The organism is Flavobacterium sp. 25HG05S-40 (genome assembly GCF_052654735.1).
The window spans coordinates 3,284,373-3,302,065 of the sequence record NZ_CP199750.1; the positions used below are offsets into that span (position 1 = coordinate 3,284,373).

15 protein-coding genes are annotated in these 17,693 nt (G+C 35.9%); 11 read left to right on the forward strand and 4 right to left on the reverse strand.

Features of this window, described 5'->3' with window-relative positions; translation table 11 throughout:
* Positions 1-31 precede the first annotated feature (31 nt).
* Positions 32-457 (reverse strand): hypothetical protein, encoded by a 426-nt coding sequence (locus ACULEU_RS14350; RefSeq protein WP_445453253.1) that lies wholly within the window; start codon positions 455-457, stop codon positions 32-34.
* Positions 458-619: 162 nt separating this feature from the next.
* Here ACULEU_RS14350 and greA point away from each other — a divergent pair, with 162 nt between their 5' ends.
* The 5 genes from greA to ACULEU_RS14375 all read left to right on the forward strand — a co-directional run bounded on the left by greA (position 620) and on the right by ACULEU_RS14375 (position 6,705).
* Positions 620-1,096 (forward strand): transcription elongation factor GreA, encoded by a 477-nt coding sequence (gene greA / locus ACULEU_RS14355; protein ID WP_445453254.1) that lies wholly within the window; start codon positions 620-622, stop codon positions 1,094-1,096.
* A gap of 101 nt (positions 1,097-1,197) precedes the next feature.
* Complete coding sequence (locus tag ACULEU_RS14360) at positions 1,198-1,587, forward strand: HIT family protein (RefSeq protein ID WP_445453255.1); 390 nt, start codon at positions 1,198-1,200, stop codon at positions 1,585-1,587.
* Between the two features lie 541 nt (positions 1,588-2,128).
* Entirely contained in the window at positions 2,129-2,776 is a 648-nt protein-coding gene (locus ACULEU_RS14365) for an outer membrane beta-barrel protein (protein ID WP_445453256.1), read from the forward strand.
* Positions 2,777-2,821: 45 nt separating this feature from the next.
* Complete coding sequence (locus tag ACULEU_RS14370) at positions 2,822-3,436, forward strand: hypothetical protein (RefSeq protein ID WP_445453257.1); 615 nt, start codon at positions 2,822-2,824, stop codon at positions 3,434-3,436.
* Positions 3,437-3,510: 74 nt separating this feature from the next.
* Positions 3,511-6,705 (forward strand): T9SS type A sorting domain-containing protein, encoded by a 3,195-nt coding sequence (locus ACULEU_RS14375; RefSeq protein ID WP_445453258.1) that lies wholly within the window; start codon positions 3,511-3,513, stop codon positions 6,703-6,705.
* 59 nt (positions 6,706-6,764) lie between these two features.
* Here the strand turns inward: ACULEU_RS14375 and ACULEU_RS14380 are convergent, their stop codons facing one another.
* Positions 6,765-7,913 (reverse strand): sensor histidine kinase, encoded by a 1,149-nt coding sequence (locus ACULEU_RS14380; protein ID WP_445453259.1) that lies wholly within the window; start codon positions 7,911-7,913, stop codon positions 6,765-6,767.
* Positions 7,914-8,098: 185 nt separating this feature from the next.
* On the opposite strand from ACULEU_RS14380, the gene ACULEU_RS14385 reads away from it, so the two are divergent.
* The 3 genes from ACULEU_RS14385 (at position 8,099) to aat (ending at position 10,156) form a co-directional block, all read left to right on the forward strand.
* A complete protein-coding gene (locus ACULEU_RS14385; RefSeq protein WP_445453260.1) occupies positions 8,099-8,974 on the forward strand; it encodes a flavin reductase family protein in 876 nt (291 codons plus the stop codon).
* 2 nt (positions 8,975-8,976) lie between these two features.
* Positions 8,977-9,351 carry a DUF3127 domain-containing protein gene (locus ACULEU_RS14390; RefSeq protein WP_445453261.1) on the forward strand — a complete coding sequence of 125 codons (375 nt, stop codon included), beginning with the start codon at positions 8,977-8,979 and terminating at the stop codon, positions 9,349-9,351.
* A gap of 127 nt (positions 9,352-9,478) precedes the next feature.
* On the forward strand, positions 9,479-10,156 hold the full coding sequence (gene aat, locus ACULEU_RS14395; protein ID WP_445453262.1) for a leucyl/phenylalanyl-tRNA--protein transferase: 678 nt from the start codon (positions 9,479-9,481) through the stop codon (positions 10,154-10,156).
* Here aat and ACULEU_RS14400 read toward each other — a convergent pair.
* On the reverse strand, positions 10,119-10,679 hold the full coding sequence (locus ACULEU_RS14400; protein WP_445453263.1) for a DNA-3-methyladenine glycosylase I: 561 nt from the start codon (positions 10,677-10,679) through the stop codon (positions 10,119-10,121). The genes aat and ACULEU_RS14400 overlap by 38 nt on opposite strands.
* Positions 10,669-11,337 carry a queuosine precursor transporter gene (locus tag ACULEU_RS14405; protein WP_445453264.1) on the reverse strand — a complete coding sequence of 223 codons (669 nt, stop codon included), beginning with the start codon at positions 11,335-11,337 and terminating at the stop codon, positions 10,669-10,671. The genes ACULEU_RS14400 and ACULEU_RS14405 overlap by 11 nt, the downstream gene beginning before the upstream one ends.
* A gap of 104 nt (positions 11,338-11,441) precedes the next feature.
* Between ACULEU_RS14405 and ACULEU_RS14410 the strand changes: the two genes are divergently transcribed.
* The 3 genes from ACULEU_RS14410 to mfd all read left to right on the forward strand — a co-directional run bounded on the left by ACULEU_RS14410 (position 11,442) and on the right by mfd (position 17,647).
* On the forward strand, positions 11,442-13,562 hold the full coding sequence (locus ACULEU_RS14410) for a M3 family metallopeptidase (protein WP_445453265.1): 2,121 nt from the start codon (positions 11,442-11,444) through the stop codon (positions 13,560-13,562).
* 128 nt (positions 13,563-13,690) lie between these two features.
* Positions 13,691-14,281: a hypothetical protein gene (locus ACULEU_RS14415; protein WP_445453266.1), complete on the forward strand. Its 591-nt coding sequence runs from the start codon at positions 13,691-13,693 to the stop codon at positions 14,279-14,281.
* A 3-nt stretch (positions 14,282-14,284) separates the two neighbouring features.
* Positions 14,285-17,647 carry a transcription-repair coupling factor gene (mfd, locus tag ACULEU_RS14420; RefSeq protein WP_445453267.1) on the forward strand — a complete coding sequence of 1,121 codons (3,363 nt, stop codon included), beginning with the start codon at positions 14,285-14,287 and terminating at the stop codon, positions 17,645-17,647.
* The last annotated feature ends 46 nt before the right edge of the window (positions 17,648-17,693 follow it).

A 17,693-nucleotide genomic window follows, 5' to 3' on the forward strand; every position in this document is an offset into this window, starting at 1 on the left:
TCCGCTTCTTTTTATGGGAAGCGGACTTATATTAATTGGTAATAACTAAATTATCGCCATTGATTTGAACCCGATAAGGTTTCATAGGATATTGTTGCCCTGCGCTTTGGCCCGAAAATAAACTATAAGGACTCTCGCTCGTATTGCAATTACATCTTGCGTCTATTCCGCTGATAGACATTGGTGTGGAACATGTAGTAAACGCTTCATTGGGACAAGCCAAATCAAAAGCATTGTAGCCGCTTCCGGTATTGAAAATTACAATTCCTCTAGCACCTTGTGAATAGTTGATGATATGATTGCTTGGAAAACGTAAATTACTGTATTGCGGCAAATTCATATTAATCGGCAGATTAACTGGATAATTCGGAATATTAGGATTGTTGTAATTGATAGTGCCACCATCACAACCCAATAGAAAAGGGAAAAATGCCAAAAGGACTAAAATCTTTTTCATAGTAAAATTATTTAAAATACATAGCGAAACAAATTTAAATTAATTAACTTTGACAAGCGTTACCAAACGTAAACAAATTTGAAATAACAGTAAAAATAATATCTTTGCAAAAAGAAATCCCGTTGCGATGGGATTTTTTCTATTTATATAAAAGAGGAAAACATGAGTACAGTATCTTATTACACAGCAGAAGGATTAAAAAAATTAAGAGAGGAATTAGATCAACTTAAAAGTATTGAACGACCAAAAGCTTCACAAGCGATTGCAGAAGCCCGAGATAAAGGCGACTTGTCTGAAAATGCAGAATACGATGCAGCCAAAGAAGCACAGGGAATGTTAGAAATGAGAATTGCTAAATTGGAAGAAGTACATTCCAATGCACGATTGATTGATGAATCGCATTTGGACTTATCAAAGGTTTTGGTGTTGTCAAAAGTAAAAATCAAGAATCAGCAAAATGGCATGGAAATGAACTACACTTTGGTGGCTGAAAGCGAAGCCGACTTAAAAACCGGAAAAATCTCGGTTACTTCCCCAATTGGTAAAGGTTTATTAGGAAAATCAGTAGGTGAGGTTGCTGAAATTACTGTTCCAAATGGAAAATTAAACTTTGAGGTTTTAGAAATCTCAAGAGACTAGTTTTCGATACTTTTTCGATTCGTCACTTCGAATGTCCGCCGAAACAGATGTATCAAGAAGCCAATCAAAAACAGTCGAATTGACACTTACATCACTAAAAAATGAGTTCTATATTCACAAAAATAATCAACGGTGAAATCCCCGGTTACAAAGTTGCCGAGGATGATGATTTTATTGCCATTTTGGATGTAAATCCGAATGCGAAAGGCCATACGCTTTGCATCCCAAAACAGGAAATCAATAAGATATTTGATATGGAGGAAGCCCTTTATACAGACCTGATGAAATTCTCCCGAAAAGTGGCCAAAGCTATAGAAAAAACGGTTGATTGCAAACGAATTGGTGTTGCTGTTGTGGGTCTCGAAGTGCCTCACGTTCACGTGCACTTAATTCCACTTCACGATATGGATGACATGCGTTTTCAAAGAAAAGTTAGTTTTACTAAAGAAGAATTTGAAAGTCTCGCAACTGCCATTAGTGCTAATTTGTAGTTGAGATTTACATAAAAAAAGAAAGCCCTGCAGATTTTTAAATCTTGTCAGGGTTTTTTATTGATAAAAAGTCATGGAAAAAGGCCCAATCCTTACTACTAGTTTTTTACAGTTTACAATTGAGCTACAAAGAATATCGTCTATGCAATATAGCAATAAGCGATAATCTATCCCTTTTTAAAATAAAATTTTTCCTTTCTTTTTAGACTGGCACCCTCTTTTTAAGGCATCTTATAGCCCCATATCCCTTATTGCGCCTAGTGTAAGAATAATTCCATCGGTTTTCCTTCTAAACTACCTATCTCCTTAATCTTAAAATGTATAGTAAAAGTATACCTTACATATTTATATATTTTATATTTTTATCAAGCATAAATAATTGATTATCAAATAATCAAACAATTTCATATAAAAATTGAGATTTGAATTTTGTAAGCGAACACCGAATTTATTAATCAGAATAGAAATCAACTTTATTAATAACCTCACTTTGATTTTAAATAAGTATATGTTTTAAATCTTAGTAAAATACTCCAACAAAATGAAAAAAACTATAATGTTTAATCTATTATTTTACTCCATGTTTGTAATAGCGCAAGATAGTACCGTTGTAAATGTTAAAGGCAAATGGTTTTTTGGAGGCGAGCTAGGAAAGAATACAATTCGTTCCTATGAATTTGGGGAATCTGCGAATTCGTTTCAGGCAGGTTTATTGGCGGAATATTATTTTTCCAAACAATGGAGTGTTGTGGGACGAATAAAATATTTTAAGATTGGAGCATCGTTTAGTGGTGATGACTTTATAATATTTCCCAATAAAGCCGTTTATAATTTTGGACGTTTTAATGGTGAATCGCTTAGCATTCCGGTTACCTTGAAATGGGAATTCAAAATCTATAAAAATTTTAGAGGCTATTTAAAGATTGGCTCAGGAATTAGTATTGAAACTAGAAGTGAGTATAGAGACTATGCTCCTGAAATTACCGACAACTTCAAGAGTTATTACCTAAATTTTAATTTAGGCTACGGAATAACTTATTTTCTTAACAAGAATAATGCATTATATCTTGATACCGAAATATTTGCAGGAGGCTCAAAAGGAAAGCAAGATGGACTGTATATTTTTGGCGATGGAAGCAAAGTATTAGTTAATGAGATGATAAACTTAGGATATAAACACAACTTTTAAAATATAGGAATTAAACAAATTTAGGAACCACTAATCACCAACATTATGAAACAAACATTTACACTAGCTGTACTCCTATTACTTATAGGATGCAGCAGCGACTCCAACCCGGAGGATGGTTTACCAAAAGAAACACAAACTGGCGCCAATACGTTTGGTTGTTTGATTGATGGGAAACTTTACAAACCCCGATGCGAAGAACCCAGTATCGTTTTTCCTCAATGGGGAATGTCTTTATGGGGCGGTATACCAAATGTTTTTGATTATAACGAAATTGAAGTAAGGGATTTAAAAAGTAAAAACTATTTTGAAATGCTAATTCATATTGATAAATTACATGCAAACGGAATTGGAGAGTTTATTATTAATGAATCAAATGGAGAAAGTAATGTAGATGGATTTAACCAAACCTATTTGCATTGTATAGTGTATGACAAAAAAAGTAGTGGCTATAAAAAATATGTTTCCTATGAAAACTCTGGAATTATTACTATCACTAGATATTCACAAGGTTCCAATAGTCCTTTAACTGGCGCTATTTTTAGTGGGGTGTTTTCAGGTAAATTAAAAAATATAAATGACCCTGATGACGAAATAGAAATTACCAAAGGAAGATTTGATATTAACAGTTTAACCTGTTCATACCAAGGATTTCCATAAAAAAATAGGGTTACCTCGGCAAAGGCAACCCTATAACGTCAATAAATTAATATTAACTAAAATCAAACAAATTTATGAAAAAAAATCTTTTCATGGCTATAGTTGCGTTGTTTTTTACCAGCGCCGTAGCACAAAAAAATCCTGATTCAGACTATGATGAATTGGACAAAATGCTGGGTACTATTGATACTTCGAAAATCAATACCGGTATTTTATATGAGCGAACGCTCCAATTGGCCAACTTGTACAACTTTAACTTGTCAGACAGTTTAAATACAGCGGATTACAGTTATTTTAAACAGGCAATTTTGGAACTCTGTAATGCCAGTAAAAGCAAGAAGTTTATTCATTCCAAAAAATTAGAAGAAGATGTAGAAAGCAAACCATATTTTAACCAAAGTAATGCCGTTCAATTTGGTATTATCAATACTGATTTTAATATCCTTGCTTCTTGGGAAGGAAGCGAATATCAAGGAGTTCAATTGGATTCAGTAACACAAAAGTATAGTCAAGTACCTAACAAAGCTCCTTTTTATATGTTGCATACTACTGTAATTGCACCATTAAAAAATGCCATAGAAGGGGAAAGTGCAGAGTTCATTTTTAATAATGATTTTATGTATTCCTATGGTGAAAAGCCCATAAAGTCATTAACCGCATTTTTTGATTACGGAAAAATCCAACCTCTTATCATCGACGGCGTTTTTAGTCCTGTTACGGTTAATATGAATTATGAAACTACTGGGACAAAATTGATAAGATTTGAAATAGTATATAACGATGGTAGTTCAGTAATCACGAATTCATCAATTTATTTCAGAAACTCAAATATGGCAAATAATGTATTGAGCACTTGCAATCCATCAGATGTTTTGAGGGAAGATTTCTCCACAACTTCTTCTAGTGATTTTAAAGGATATAGAACTAATGACCCGAAAATTATACCAAAGTTTGACTACAGAGTATATTACAGCACCGGAAATACACTCAAAAAATTAATGAAGCCTATCGTCATTATTGACGGATTTGATCCTGGAGATAAACGCCGAATTGAAGATTGTGATTGTGAAGAGGACGTCAACTGTGCCGTGAAGTTTCGGGGTGCAGATGGACAGTTTGATCCAGAATTACACCGATCTATAACCGATATGATAGTTTACTATCAGCAGCAAACAAAAACTCCATTACTAGGAATTTTAAGAAATTTAGGTTACGATGTTATGATTGTTAACTTCCCAAAATATACAACAACTAATATAGAAAATGGGCAACAAGTCACTATTGATGGTGGTGCTTATTATATTGAGAGTAATGCCTTAACTTTGATACAATTTATAAATGAAACAAATGCTAAGCTGGCTATCAATGGCAGTACCAACCACATTGCAATAATTGCTCCTAGTATGGCAGGGCAAATTTCAAGATATGCTCTTTCAACGATGGAAAAAAATAATATCCCTCACAATGTGAATTTATGGGTTAGTATTGATAGTCCGCATCTTGGAGCTAACATTCCAATGGGTGACCAAGGGTTAATTTATCGATTCCAAACTAGTTCTGACCAAGCAATAGATTTTTATCAAAAGGAATTAAGTTCGCCTGCATCTCAACAACAATTAATTGAGTTTCACCGCCAAGTTGGAAATAACGCCAATCCAGATTTTCAAGATGCACAAACCATTTCCCAAGGTATGCCACAAAATAGAGGAAATTCATTTTATCAGGAACATTACAATAAACAAAATAATAATGGTTTGCCTAACTCGCACGGATGGCCTCAAAATTTACGAAAAATAGCAATTGTTAATGGGTCTTTAACGGGTTCAAAAGAAGCCCAAAATAGTAATGGTGAACCACTTGCAGATTTTGCATCTGATGGCGAATTGGTTTTAAGTATTAGAGGCTTTCAAAAAATTAGAGTGTTTGGAATTAGCGTAGGAACTGTTCATGTCGCTTCAATTGAATCAAGATTTTTGCCAAACAGCAGCACACCAATAAAAATTTCTAGATTTCACAAAACCGACAAAGACAGACCTGTTTTTGCAGGAAATATTAATAGTAGAGGGAATATGGATAATGTGCCTGGCGGCTATTTTGATGCTCAAGATCAATTACGAAAATCCGTTTTTAAAGTTAATGAGTTTGCCGATTTCAATATCGGTCTCTTGGGAACTAGAGGCTATTGGAGTTTGAGAGAATTCAATCCAATTCACTCCTTTATACCGACTTTTTCAGCAATAGCACATTTAGAACCCAATCAAAACTGGAATAACGCTGTAAACTACAACTTGGTTTGTCCAACAAATAGAAAAACGCCCTTTGACAGTTATTTTGGTGGTGATAAAAATACCCAACATACCTCCTTTACAAAAGAAAGCGTTGATTGGTTACTAAAAGAACTAAGTGGCTTACCGCAATTACCTGTTTATCCATTAGGAGACAATCTGCTATCGGGACCAGAGTCAATTTGTCTTGACGTCAACACAGTATATACATTCAATAATCCTTGCAAATTCCCATCTGTTGTTACAGAGTGGATTGTGAGTCCTAATTTAGAAATTGTTTCGCAATCAAATTACAGTATTAGTGTTAAAGGTATTGAAAATGGGGAAGCCACCATCGTAGCATCTTTTCAAAACGGAATGTCAACTGTCAAAACAATATTTGCTGGCGGTCCAACCTTAAATGAATTTACTTTTGGAAATACAAATACCACACAGAGTTTCTGTCTTGCTCCAGGAGGAAACTTTTCTTATTCTATTCCTGAACTAAATTCAACAGACTTAGTTATTGCAACTTTTAATGGACAAACCCACGAGGAAAGCACAAATACTGCTAATTGGATGTGGCAAACTTCAAATGCTTTAATAACCCTTAGTGGTTCAAAAAACAAACGTAACATTTGTACTTTTGAAAGTGGGCAAACAAGTATTAGTGTTAGAGCGAGAAACGCTTGTGGATGGAGTGATTGGTATGAATTACCATTTGAAATAACTGCTTTACCACCTTCCTACAGCAAGACCTATACTGTTTTCCCAAACCCTTCAAATAATGTAGTTAATATTGATTTAGCTGATGCGACTAGAGCTCCACAAGTCTCTGACGTTATTACTGGAGAACTTTTTGATTTGTTAGGGTTTTCAAAAGGAAGTATTAGTATTTTAAATAACAAAGCTACATTTTCTGTTAGTGGTTTAAATTCAGGAATATATATTGTTAAAATATTTATAAACGGAGTTCCCGAAAGTCATCAAATTGCTGTTCCTTAATTAAAAAACAACCTTTTTATAAAATCCTATCTCGCTCCACAAACACGAGATGGGATTTTTTATGCCTTTTTAAAAGAAACCTGCATAGTCGTGCCTCTTCCCACTTCGGAGTGTGCTACTTTTATTTTCCCTTTATGATATTCTTCTACAATTCGCTTCGTTAGTGAGAGCCCTAAACCCCAACCTCTTTTTTTAGTGGTAAATCCGGGTTCGAAGACGCGTTTGAATTGACTTTTTGGAATGCCGTTTCCGGTATCTGTAACCATGATTTTTACAAAAAAAGAATCGTTTACAATCACCACCGATAACTTTCCTTTTCCCTTCATCGCATCGATGGCATTTTTTACTAAGTTTTCTATAGTCCAGCTGTGGAGTGCCGGATTTAATGAAACCATAATAGGTTTCTTTGGTGCTTTAAACGAAAATTCCACTTGCTTAGAAAATCTTGATCTCAGATAATCAAATGATTTTTCTGTTTCATTAATAATGTTCATGGGTTCTAAAACAGGTTCTGAGCCAATTTTTGAAAATCTATCCGTGATGGTTTGCAATCGGTTAATATCCTTTTCAATTTCCTTTATGGTGGTTTCGTCTACATTATCCGCTTTCATTATTTCGAGCCAACCAATTAAAGAAGATAACGGAGTTCCTATTTGATGCGCCGTTTCTTTTGCCATTCCTGCCCAAAGTTTATTTTGCGTAGCCATTTTGGTGCTTCGATAAAAATTATAAACGACAGCTCCAAAGAGAAAAATAATCAGTAATAATGCTATTGGATAATATTTCAATTTGTTGAGTAATGATGAATCGCCGTAGTAAAGCAAATACTTAAGTTTTCCTGACTCATATTGAATGGCAATAGGTTCGTTTTGTTTTTTTAATTTTTCCAGAAACTGCTGAAGTCTTGCCGGACTTGAAGTATCGCTTTCGTCAATATTATTGTGACTTATGATTTTATTGTTTTCCGTTAAAATAATTGGGATTGTGGTATTGTTTTCCATGATTTGCCTTGGCAATTCAATATCGGTATCCAAATTAGCATTGTTGATCGTTTTTAAACTCTGCGCCCAAAGCTGCATTTTGACACGCTCTTCATTTTTGAAAATTTGAAAAAAAGAATATGTATTCCACAGAATCATGATCACAATGACAAAGGAAGCCATAATAATAATCCAACGGGTTAGGTTTCTTTTCTCGGAAAATTGCATTGTCAAATTTTTTATAAATATAGACAAAAGTGTGAAAGTTTTAAAAGGACAATACAGATAGTACTTTAGCCCTGATGGAAGTGGTTACCATGTAAAAACGGACAGCAGGAACATGGAAGGCAAGAATGCCCAAACCTTTCGCTCCTGAAATCAATTAAAATTGTATTTTTGGAAAAACAAAAACCATGCTCAGTTTCGAACCTCATACGCTTTCCCCGATGCAGCTTCAGGCTTATCTGCAAAGTGCTGTAGCGCCAAGGCCTATTGCTTTTGCAAGTACCATCGATAAAAATGGAAAGCCCAATTTGTCGCCTTTTAGTTTCTTTAATGTGTTTAGTTCCAATCCGCCGATTTTGGTTTTTTCTCCGGCTCGTCGTGTTCGCAACAACACTACAAAACATACGCTTGAAAATTGTGAGGCCACAAAAGAAGTAGTCATCAATGTTGTGAATTATGACATTGTACAGCAAGCCTCATTATCAAGCACAGAATATCCTGATGGTGTCAACGAGTTTGTAAAGTCGGGATTAACGATGTTGCCTTCCGATATGGTAAAGCCTTATCGTGTTGCCGAAAGTCCGGTGCAAATGGAATGTAAAGTCAATGAAATAATTGCTTTGGGAAATCAAGGTGGTGCCGGAAATTTAATTATTTGTGAGGTGATTAAGATTCACATTCACGAAACTATTCTTGATGATAAAAACATGATCGACCAAAGCAAAATTGATTTGGTTTCGCGTTTGGGCGGTAATTGGTATTCGCGTTCCAATCAAGGGCTCTTTGAAGTGGAAAAACCCTTGTCAACATTAGGAATAGGCGTTGATGCCGTTCCCGATTTTGTAAAGAAAAGTACTGTTTTTGACGGCAATGATTTAGGAAAATTAGGGAATGTAGAAGCCTTGCCAACACCAGAAGAAATTACTATATTTGTACAACAAAATTTTGCCGTAAAAGGTGTTTTGAGTTCGGCTGATGATATGAAAATCCACCAAAAAGCAAAAGAATATTTAAATAATAATGATGCGCTTTCAGCTTGGAAAGTGCTTTTAGCAAAACAATAATTATGGAAGTTACCGGAAAAATTAAAGTGGTTAATCCTGAGCAACAAGTGAGTGCCAGTTTTAGAAAAAGAGAATTAGTTGTGGCTACAGAAGAGCAATATCCACAATTTATCAGCATCAATTTTGTACAAGACAAATGCGATTTGTTGAATAGTTATAATGTAGGCGATGCCGTAAAAGTTGCTATCAATTTAAGAGGAAGAGAATGGGTGAATCCACAAGGAGAAACTAAATATTTCAACGACATTCAAGGTTGGAGAATTGAAAAACTACAAACAGAAGCTCCTGCAGCAGGAATGGCTCCGATGCCACCGGCTGAAGCTTTTGCTCCGGCTACCAACTTTAACGAAGAAGAGCACGACGATTTACCTTTCTAAAAAAGAGAAAAGAATAAAGAGTATAGAAAAAAGATTGTCATTTTAAATGTTAAGCCAAAAGGTAAATTTAGAATGACTTTTTTTATTTTGTCTATTCTCTGTATTCTATTTTCTATTCTCTTCAAAAATGTATTTCCTATCCAAAGAACTATACTTTCCCCCTGTAGACGAAGCCTCTTATGAAGGCATTCTTGCCATTGGTGGCGATTTATCTGTGGAACGCTTGCTGCTAGCCTATCGTAATGGTATTTTTCCATGGTTTAATGAAGATGAACCTGTACTATGGTGGTCGCCTCCCGAAAGAATGGTCGTGGCACCTTCTATTTACAAAGTTTCTAAAAGCATGCGAAATCTGCTGAATCAGAATAAATTTAGGGTAACGTTTAATCAAAACTTCCACGAGGTGATTTTGGGTTGTCAGCAAATTGAGCGACCAGGTCAGGATGGCACTTGGCTTTCTGATGACTTTATAGCATCGTATACCCAATTATACGAAATCGGAATTGCAAAATCGGTAGAAGTTTGGCAAAATAACGAATTGGTCGGCGGATTATACGGCGTAGATTTAGGACATGTCTTTTGTGGTGAAAGTATGTTTTCAAAAGTGCCTAATGCCAGTAAAATAGCCTTTGTAACCTTGATTAAACACTTAAAAGAAAAGAATTATAAACTATTGGATTGTCAGGTTCATAACGACCATCTGGAAAAATTGGGTGCTTTCGAAATTTCGAGAGCAACGTTTATGAAAGTCTTACATTCTGAAATCATTACTTTCGCCTCCAACAATCTTCAACGTGATCATTGACCATTCCGGTTGCCTGCATGTGAGCATAAACCACGGTAGATCCCACAAATTTAAAACCGCGTTTTTTTAAATCCTTACTGATTTCATCCGAAAGCTTCGTCGTTGCCGGAACATCACTCATTTTTTTGACGTTGTTTTCGATAGGTTTTCCATCTGTAAAACCCCAAATATATTTGGAAAAACTGCCAAATTCCTCTTGCACTTTCATAAAAGCTACAGCATTAGCGATGGTTCCTTTTATCTTCAATCCGTTACGGATGATTCCGGCATCTTGCATCAAAGCCTCCACTTTTTTATCATCGTACTGTGCAATTTTTTTGTAGTCAAATTGGTCAAAGGCATTCTGAAAGTTCGCTCGCTTTTTCAAAATAGTATACCAACTCAATCCTGCCTGAAACGTTTCTAAAACCAAGAATTCAAATAATTTGTCGTCATCATAAACAGGATTTCCCCATTCGTTATCGTGATAATCGCGGTACATGTCATCTTTCTCGCACCAAGCGCAACGTATTCTATTTTCCATCGGAAACGGATTTTGGTTCGTGTAAATATTTTTCTATGAGATAGTGACCCAGATAAATTAATGGCGTCAATAAGATGGCCAAAATCAATTTAAAAGAATAACCCGTCATCGACATGTTGATGTATTGACTTGTAGTGATTTTTCCGGTGAGCCAAAAAGCAATTCCGGAGACTATAAAGCTATCTATTAATTGGGAAATGATGGTCGAGCCTGTACTTCGGAGCCATATCATCTTTTTTCCGGTCTTTTCTCTTAAAAACCAAAATACTGAAACATCAATCAACTGCGAAACTAAAAAAGCAATAATACTCGCCATCATTATAAAAATACCTTGTCCAAATACGGCATAAAATTGCTCATCATTAACTGTTTCCGGAGTTTGAAATGCGGGTATTTTTGAAGCTACAAATAGTATCAAAATGCAGTATGCTATAAGTCCAGCTGTTATAAAAGAAAGCTTTCTCACGCCATCACGCCCAAAATGTTCGTTGATAATATCAGTAGTGATGAAAACTATCGGCCAAGGTAAAATCCCGACACTCATGATAAACGGACCAATTTCGATTAACTTTCCGCCAATAAGTTCCGCTACAATGGCATTCGTAATAAATAATCCCGCCAAAATAATATAAACAATGTCTTTCTTCGACTGAAACATGGTTCTCCAATTTTTCCAAATTTATAGAAATATCTGTAATGATTCTAATATGATAAGCATGAATTGAATTTTCACTACTTTTGATATATCAAATACAATTACTCATGAAAAAAATATTTTTTACTTTACTTATGATTATTCCAATTATCGCTGTAACGGCTCAAAAAGGTGACGATAATCCACTACTTAAAGAATGGAAAGGCCCTTATGGCGGTGTTCCTGCTTTTCCCGATTATAAACTGAAAGACATAAAACCGGCTATTGAGTTTGCCATTGAGGAAAAATTGTATCAGGTGGAACAAATTGCTAATAATAAAGAAGCGCCAACTTTTGACAATACTATAGTTGCTTTAGAAAAAGCTGGAAAAAAACTGAGCCAAGTCTATGCTGTCTTCGGGATTTTTAGTGCTAACATGAACAGCCCTGAATTTGAGCCTATCGAGACAGAGATGACTCCAAAGTTTTCGGAATTCAACAACAAATACTATCAAAACACCAAATTATTTGATCGTATTTCTAAAGTGTATTCTGCTCCGGAAACCAAAAACTTAACTGCAGAGCAACAACGTTTGGTTTGGTTGTATTATTCTAATTTTGTTCGTGAAGGAGCCAATGCAGCACCTCAAGACAAAGAAAGAATTGCTAAAATTAATGAAGAATTAGCAGGATTGTTTACCAAATTCAGCCAAAACCAATTGGCCGATGAAACTAATTATTATTTAGAGTTGAAAACGGATGCCGACTTTGACGGATTACCAACCGAATTAAAAAATGCAGCCATTGCCGAAGCTAAAGATCGAAAACTAAAAGTCAAAGGATGTATCGCCAATACGCGATCTTCCATGGAACCTTTTTTAACTTTTTCCACTCGAAGAGATTTAAGAGAGAAAGCATTCAAAATTTTTACAAGCCGCGGCGATAATGACAACGCCAATAACAACAATGCAACTTTGGTACAAATTTTAAAGCTTCGTGCCGAAAAAGCAAGTTTGCTCGGATTCAAGACCTTTGCCGACTGGAGTTTGTCCAACACTATGGCACAAAAACCAGAAAAAACATTAGATTTAATGATGTCTGTCTGGACTCCGGCAGTGGAAAAAGTGCATACCGATGTGGCTGAAATGCAAAAAATAGTAACCGCCGAAGATGGAAAATTTAAAATTGCCGCTTGGGATTATCGCTATTATTCTGAAAAAGTCAGAAAAGCTAAATACGATTTAGATCAAAACGATTTAAAACCTTACCTTCAATTGGAGAAACTTCGCGAAGGAATGTTTTGGGTTGCTGGAGAAATTTTCAATTTAGGCTTTAGACAAGTTACCAATGTTCCGGTTTTTCATCCTGATGTAAGAGTTTGGGAAGTATTCAACACCAATACGAATAAAGTGGTAGGGGTTTGGTATTTTGACCCTTATGCTCGCAAAGGAAAACGTTCCGGAGCATGGATGAATGCTACTAGAGAGCAAAGCAGAGTTGATGGCGATGTGATTACGTTGGTATCTAATAACTGTAACTTTATAAAAGGAAAAGAAGGCGAACCTATCTTAATTTCTTGGGATGATGCCAGTACGTTGTTTCACGAATTTGGTCATGCATTGCACGGTTTGAATTCAAATGTTACGTATCCTAGTTTATCGGGAACCAACACACCAAGAGACTATGTAGAGTTTCCTTCTCAAATTTTGGAACGTTGGTTAGCCACTCCAGAAGTATTGAACAAGTTTGCTTTACATTACAAAACCGGTGAACCAATGCCATTATCTTTGGTAGAACGAAATGAAAAAGCGGCTACTTTTAACGAAGCCTTTTCAACCATAGAAACCATTGCCAGTGCTTTAGTAGACATGAAACTTCACTTATTGCAAAATCCAGATATCGATCCCAAAAAGTTTGAGAAGGAGACATTGGACGCCTTACAAATGCCTAAAGAAATTGTGATGCGTCACAGAATTCCACAGTTTGGACATATCTTTTCTGATGATGCCTATGCTGCCGGTTACTACGGTTATTTATGGGCTGATGCCATCAGTGCCGATGCTACAGAAGCTTTTACAGAAACAAAAGCCGGAATGTATAGTAAAGACGCTGCCAAACGATTATATGAAAATGTATTTAGTATCGGAAATACGATTGATCCCGAAATTGCTTATAAAAAATTCCGTGGCAGAGCCATAACCACCGACGCTTTGATGAGAGCCAGAGGCTTTGCTCAAGCTAAAAAGTAAATTCATAAATACTCCTCAAAAAGCTTCCAAAATTTGGAAGCTTTTTTGTTTTCAGCTACCCAAAATTTACCATGCCTTTAACTACATTTACGTTTACCTTTGTACCTTTGTGCCTCTAATTTGTTTCTATGAAAACCTGTTTCTCAGCCTTACTAATACTTCTTTTTCTTTCGTCTTGTCAGGAAGACCCAAAAGTGCGTGCCATGCAACAAGAAAAGGAAGCACAAAAAAGAGAAGTCATTTTCAATACGATAAGTTCCGGATGGAATTTTAACACCAACGCTTCAAGTGAAGTTGCCCGTAATTTGACCAATGTGTGGAATGAATGGCGCATCTTTATAAACGAACTGGAGCAAAAACCCAAGAGCTCAATCTCTGCTTTTCAGCAAAAAGCGAAAACACTTTCCAAAAGAGCCCTCGACCTAAACAATAACATTCCGATAAAATATGATTTACCCGAGATAAAAAGTAGAATTGCCGTTATTACAACCAAAGTCAATGCTATCAATCTCTACATTCATTTGGATCAAATTCCGGATAAAAAGATTGTACAATTAGTTCAGGAAATCAATAGTGAAATTGCTTCTTTACAGGCTCAAATAGAAGAAATCAAACGCAAAAGCGAAATCAAAATAGAAGATGGCGAAGGAGATATGCTCCGAATGTTAGACACTGCAAGAGCAATTCCAAGTAATCCCAATCCAAAAATCACGAAATAAGTTTTGAGTTTAGCTTCTTTATACAACAGTTACCTCCATGCGACGAAAGTCAAACAAATTGCTGATTCCCTTGAAAATCCTTTAATCAAAATACAGTTAAAAGGACTTTTAGGTTCCTCTTTCTCATTCGTTTTCCAAGCTATTTTCAAGCAAAGTGAAAAACCTTATCTGTTAATTTTTAACGAAAAAGAAGAAGCAGCCTATTATTTAAACGATCTGGAGCAAATGATTGGTGCTCAAGATGTGCTGTTTTATCCTAGTTCGTACCGTCGACCGTACCAAATCGAAGAAACGGACAATGCGAATATCCTGTTGCGTTCTGAAGTGTTGAACCGAATCAATTCGCGTAAAAAACCGGCCGTAATTGTAACTTATCCCGAAGCGCTTTTCGAAAAAGTTGTGACCCGAAAAGAGCTTGAAAAAAACACGCTGAAAGTGGCTGTAGGCGACACCGTCTCTATAGATTTCATTAACGAAGTTTTATTTGAATACGAATTCAAACGTGTTGACTTTATAACCGAACCCGGAGAATTTTCGGTTCGTGGCGGAATTTTAGATGTGTTTTCATTTTCTAATGACAATCCGTATCGTATCGAGTTTTTTGGTAACGAAGTGGACAGCATCCGAACCTTCGATGTCGCAACCCAACTTTCGGTTGAAAAACACACCAAGATTACTATTATTCCCAATCTGGAAAATAAATTTATTCAGGAAAATCGAGAAAGTTTCCTAGATTATATCAGCGATAAAACCGTTTTGTGTATTGAAAATACGGAGTTCCTTACGGCGCAATTAGACAAGCTTTTTAACAAAGCCATAGCAACTTTTGACAAACTTTCGAAAGAGGTAAAACACGCTGAACCGAAACACTTGTTCCTGAATCAGGACGTTTTTTTACGCAAAGCTTTGGACTTTCCCATTATCGAATTATCGAATACGCCTCTTTTTAAAACGACCCAATCTTTCGAATTTCATATACAGCCGCAACCTTCGTTCAATAAACAGTTTGATTTGTTATTGAACAATTTGAGCGACAATCATTTTAATGGATACACCAATTATCTGTTTTGTTCCAATGAAGCGCAGGCCAATCGTTTTCACGATATTTTTGAAAGTCTTGATGAAGAGAATCATGAGAACATCCGCAAGCAATACCATACCATAGTTGCTTCTTTGTACCAAGGTTTCATCGACGAAGAAAATCAAATTGCCTGTTATACCGATCATCAGATTTTTGAGCGTTATCATAAATTCAACATCAAAAACGGCTATTCCAAAAAGCAGACGCTTACCTTAAAAGAGCTAAACTCATTGTCGGTTGGAGATTATGTAACCCACATCGATCACGGTATTGGGAAGTTTGGCGGATTGCAAAAAATTCAAGTAGAAGGCAAAACGCAGGAAGCGATAAAATTGGCCTATGCCGACAATGATATCGTGTATGTAAGCATTCATTCGCTACATAAAATCTCAAAATATACCGGAAAAGACGGAACACCACCCAAAATTTACAAACTGGGTTCGAATGCCTGGAAAACCTTAAAACAAAAAACCAAAGCTCGTGTTAAGCATATTGCATTTAACTTAATCCAGCTCTATGCAAAGCGTCGATTGGAAAAAGGGTTTGCTTGTGCTCCGGATAGTTATCTGCAAAAAGAATTAGAAAGTTCCTTCATTTACGAGGATACTCCGGATCAAATAACCGCTACTCAAGATGTCAAAGCGGACATGGAAAAAGACCGTCCAATGGACCGATTGGTGTGTGGCGATGTTGGTTTCGGGAAAACAGAAGTGGCTATTCGGGCGGCTTTTAAGGCTGTAGATAATAGTAAACAGGTAGCAATTTTGGTTCCGACTACGATTTTGGCCTACCAACATTATCGGACTTTTTCGGAACGATTGAAAGATATGCCGGTTACCATTAGTTATCTCAATCGTTTCAGATCGGCAAAACAAAAGGCGCAAACTATCGAAGATTTAAAATCGGGGAAACTCGATATTGTCATTGGCACTCATCAATTGGTGAATAAAAATGTTATTTTTAAAGACCTTGGTTTATTGATTGTAGATGAAGAACAAAAGTTTGGTGTCAATGTAAAGGACAAACTCAAAACCATTGCTGCGAATGTCGATACGCTTACTTTAACTGCAACACCGATTCCGAGAACCTTACAATTCTCTTTGATGGCGGCACGAGATTTATCTGTAATTACTACGGCTCCGCCTAATCGATATCCCATCGAATCCCAAGTGGTTGGTTTTAGCGAAGAATTAATTCGAGATGCCATTTCGTATGAAATACAGCGTAACGGTCAAGTCTTTTTTATCAATAACCGAATTGAAAACATCAAGGAAATTGCCGGAATGATTCAGCGTTTGGTTCCCGATGCTCGAGTGGGTATTGGTCATGGTCAAATGGAAGGCAACAAACTCGAAGAACTGATGCTTGGTTTTATGAATGGTGAATTTGATGTTTTAGTTGCCACAACGATTATCGAAAGTGGTTTGGATGTTCCTAATGCCAATACGATTTTCATTAATAATGCGAATAACTTCGGCCTTTCTGATTTGCACCAAATGCGCGGAAGAGTGGGTCGAAGCAATAAAAAAGCGTTCTGTTATTTTATTTGTCCGCCTTATTCGGTGATGACAGAAGATGCTCGAAAACGTATTCAGGCTTTGGAACAATTCAGTGAATTGGGTAGCGGATTCAACATCGCTATGAAAGATTTAGAGATTCGTGGCGCTGGAGATTTATTAGGTGGTGAACAAAGTGGTTTTATCAACGAAATTGGTTTTGAAACCTATCAAAAAATCATGAACGAAGCCATTGAAGAGTTAAAAGAAAACGAATTCAAAGAGCTTTATGAAACCGATACTGAAGATGAAAATAAAGAATATGTAAAAGAGCTTCAGATTGATACTGATTTCGAATTATTGTTTCCTGATGAATACATCAATAATATTACAGAGCGGTTGAACTTGTATAACGAATTGAGCAACATTAAAGATGACAATGCTTTGTTGGCCTATGAAATTAAACTTATTGATCGTTTTGGACCATTACCAAAAGAAGCTGTGGCTCTCTTAAACAGTATCCGAATAAAATGGATTGCTACCCAAATGGGAATTGAAAAAATCATTATGAAGCAAGGCAAGATGATTGGTTATTTTGTTGGCGATCAACAATCGGAATATTACAATTCGAAGCAATTTAGAAAGGTGTTGCAATTTGTACAACAACACGGCAACATTTGTAAAATGAAAGAGAAAGAAACTAAAAACGGGCTCCGATTGTTACTCACTTTTGAAAATGTAAAGTCGATTAACAGAGCTTTAGAATTTATGTCGTTGTTAAAACAATAATAAAAGTCTCTCATTCAAAAAAACGAGAGACTTTTTATTCATCTAT

Bases quoted from the DNA above. Each gene is read 5' to 3' on its own strand.
- ACULEU_RS14380 (WP_445453259.1), bottom strand. From the start codon at position 7,913: ATGCAATTTTCCGAGAAAAGAAACCTAACCCGTTGGATTATTATTATG.
- ACULEU_RS14360 (WP_445453255.1), top strand. From the start codon at position 1,198: ATGAGTTCTATATTCACAAAAATAATCAACGGTGAAATCCCCGGTTAC.
- aat (WP_445453262.1), top strand. From the start codon at position 9,479: ATGTATTTCCTATCCAAAGAACTATACTTTCCCCCTGTAGACGAAGCC.
- ACULEU_RS14350 (WP_445453253.1), bottom strand. From the start codon at position 457: ATGAAAAAGATTTTAGTCCTTTTGGCATTTTTCCCTTTTCTATTGGGT.
- ACULEU_RS14415 (WP_445453266.1), top strand. From the start codon at position 13,691: ATGAAAACCTGTTTCTCAGCCTTACTAATACTTCTTTTTCTTTCGTCT.
- ACULEU_RS14410 (WP_445453265.1), top strand. From the start codon at position 11,442: ATGAAAAAAATATTTTTTACTTTACTTATGATTATTCCAATTATCGCT.
- ACULEU_RS14405 (WP_445453264.1), bottom strand. From the start codon at position 11,337: ATGTTTCAGTCGAAGAAAGACATTGTTTATATTATTTTGGCGGGATTA.
- ACULEU_RS14375 (WP_445453258.1), top strand. From the start codon at position 3,511: ATGAAAAAAAATCTTTTCATGGCTATAGTTGCGTTGTTTTTTACCAGC.
- ACULEU_RS14400 (WP_445453263.1), bottom strand. From the start codon at position 10,679: ATGGAAAATAGAATACGTTGCGCTTGGTGCGAGAAAGATGACATGTAC.
- ACULEU_RS14390 (WP_445453261.1), top strand. From the start codon at position 8,977: ATGGAAGTTACCGGAAAAATTAAAGTGGTTAATCCTGAGCAACAAGTG.
- ACULEU_RS14365 (WP_445453256.1), top strand. From the start codon at position 2,129: ATGAAAAAAACTATAATGTTTAATCTATTATTTTACTCCATGTTTGTA.
- ACULEU_RS14370 (WP_445453257.1), top strand. From the start codon at position 2,822: ATGAAACAAACATTTACACTAGCTGTACTCCTATTACTTATAGGATGC.
- ACULEU_RS14385 (WP_445453260.1), top strand. From the start codon at position 8,099: ATGCTCAGTTTCGAACCTCATACGCTTTCCCCGATGCAGCTTCAGGCT.
- greA (WP_445453254.1), top strand. From the start codon at position 620: ATGAGTACAGTATCTTATTACACAGCAGAAGGATTAAAAAAATTAAGA.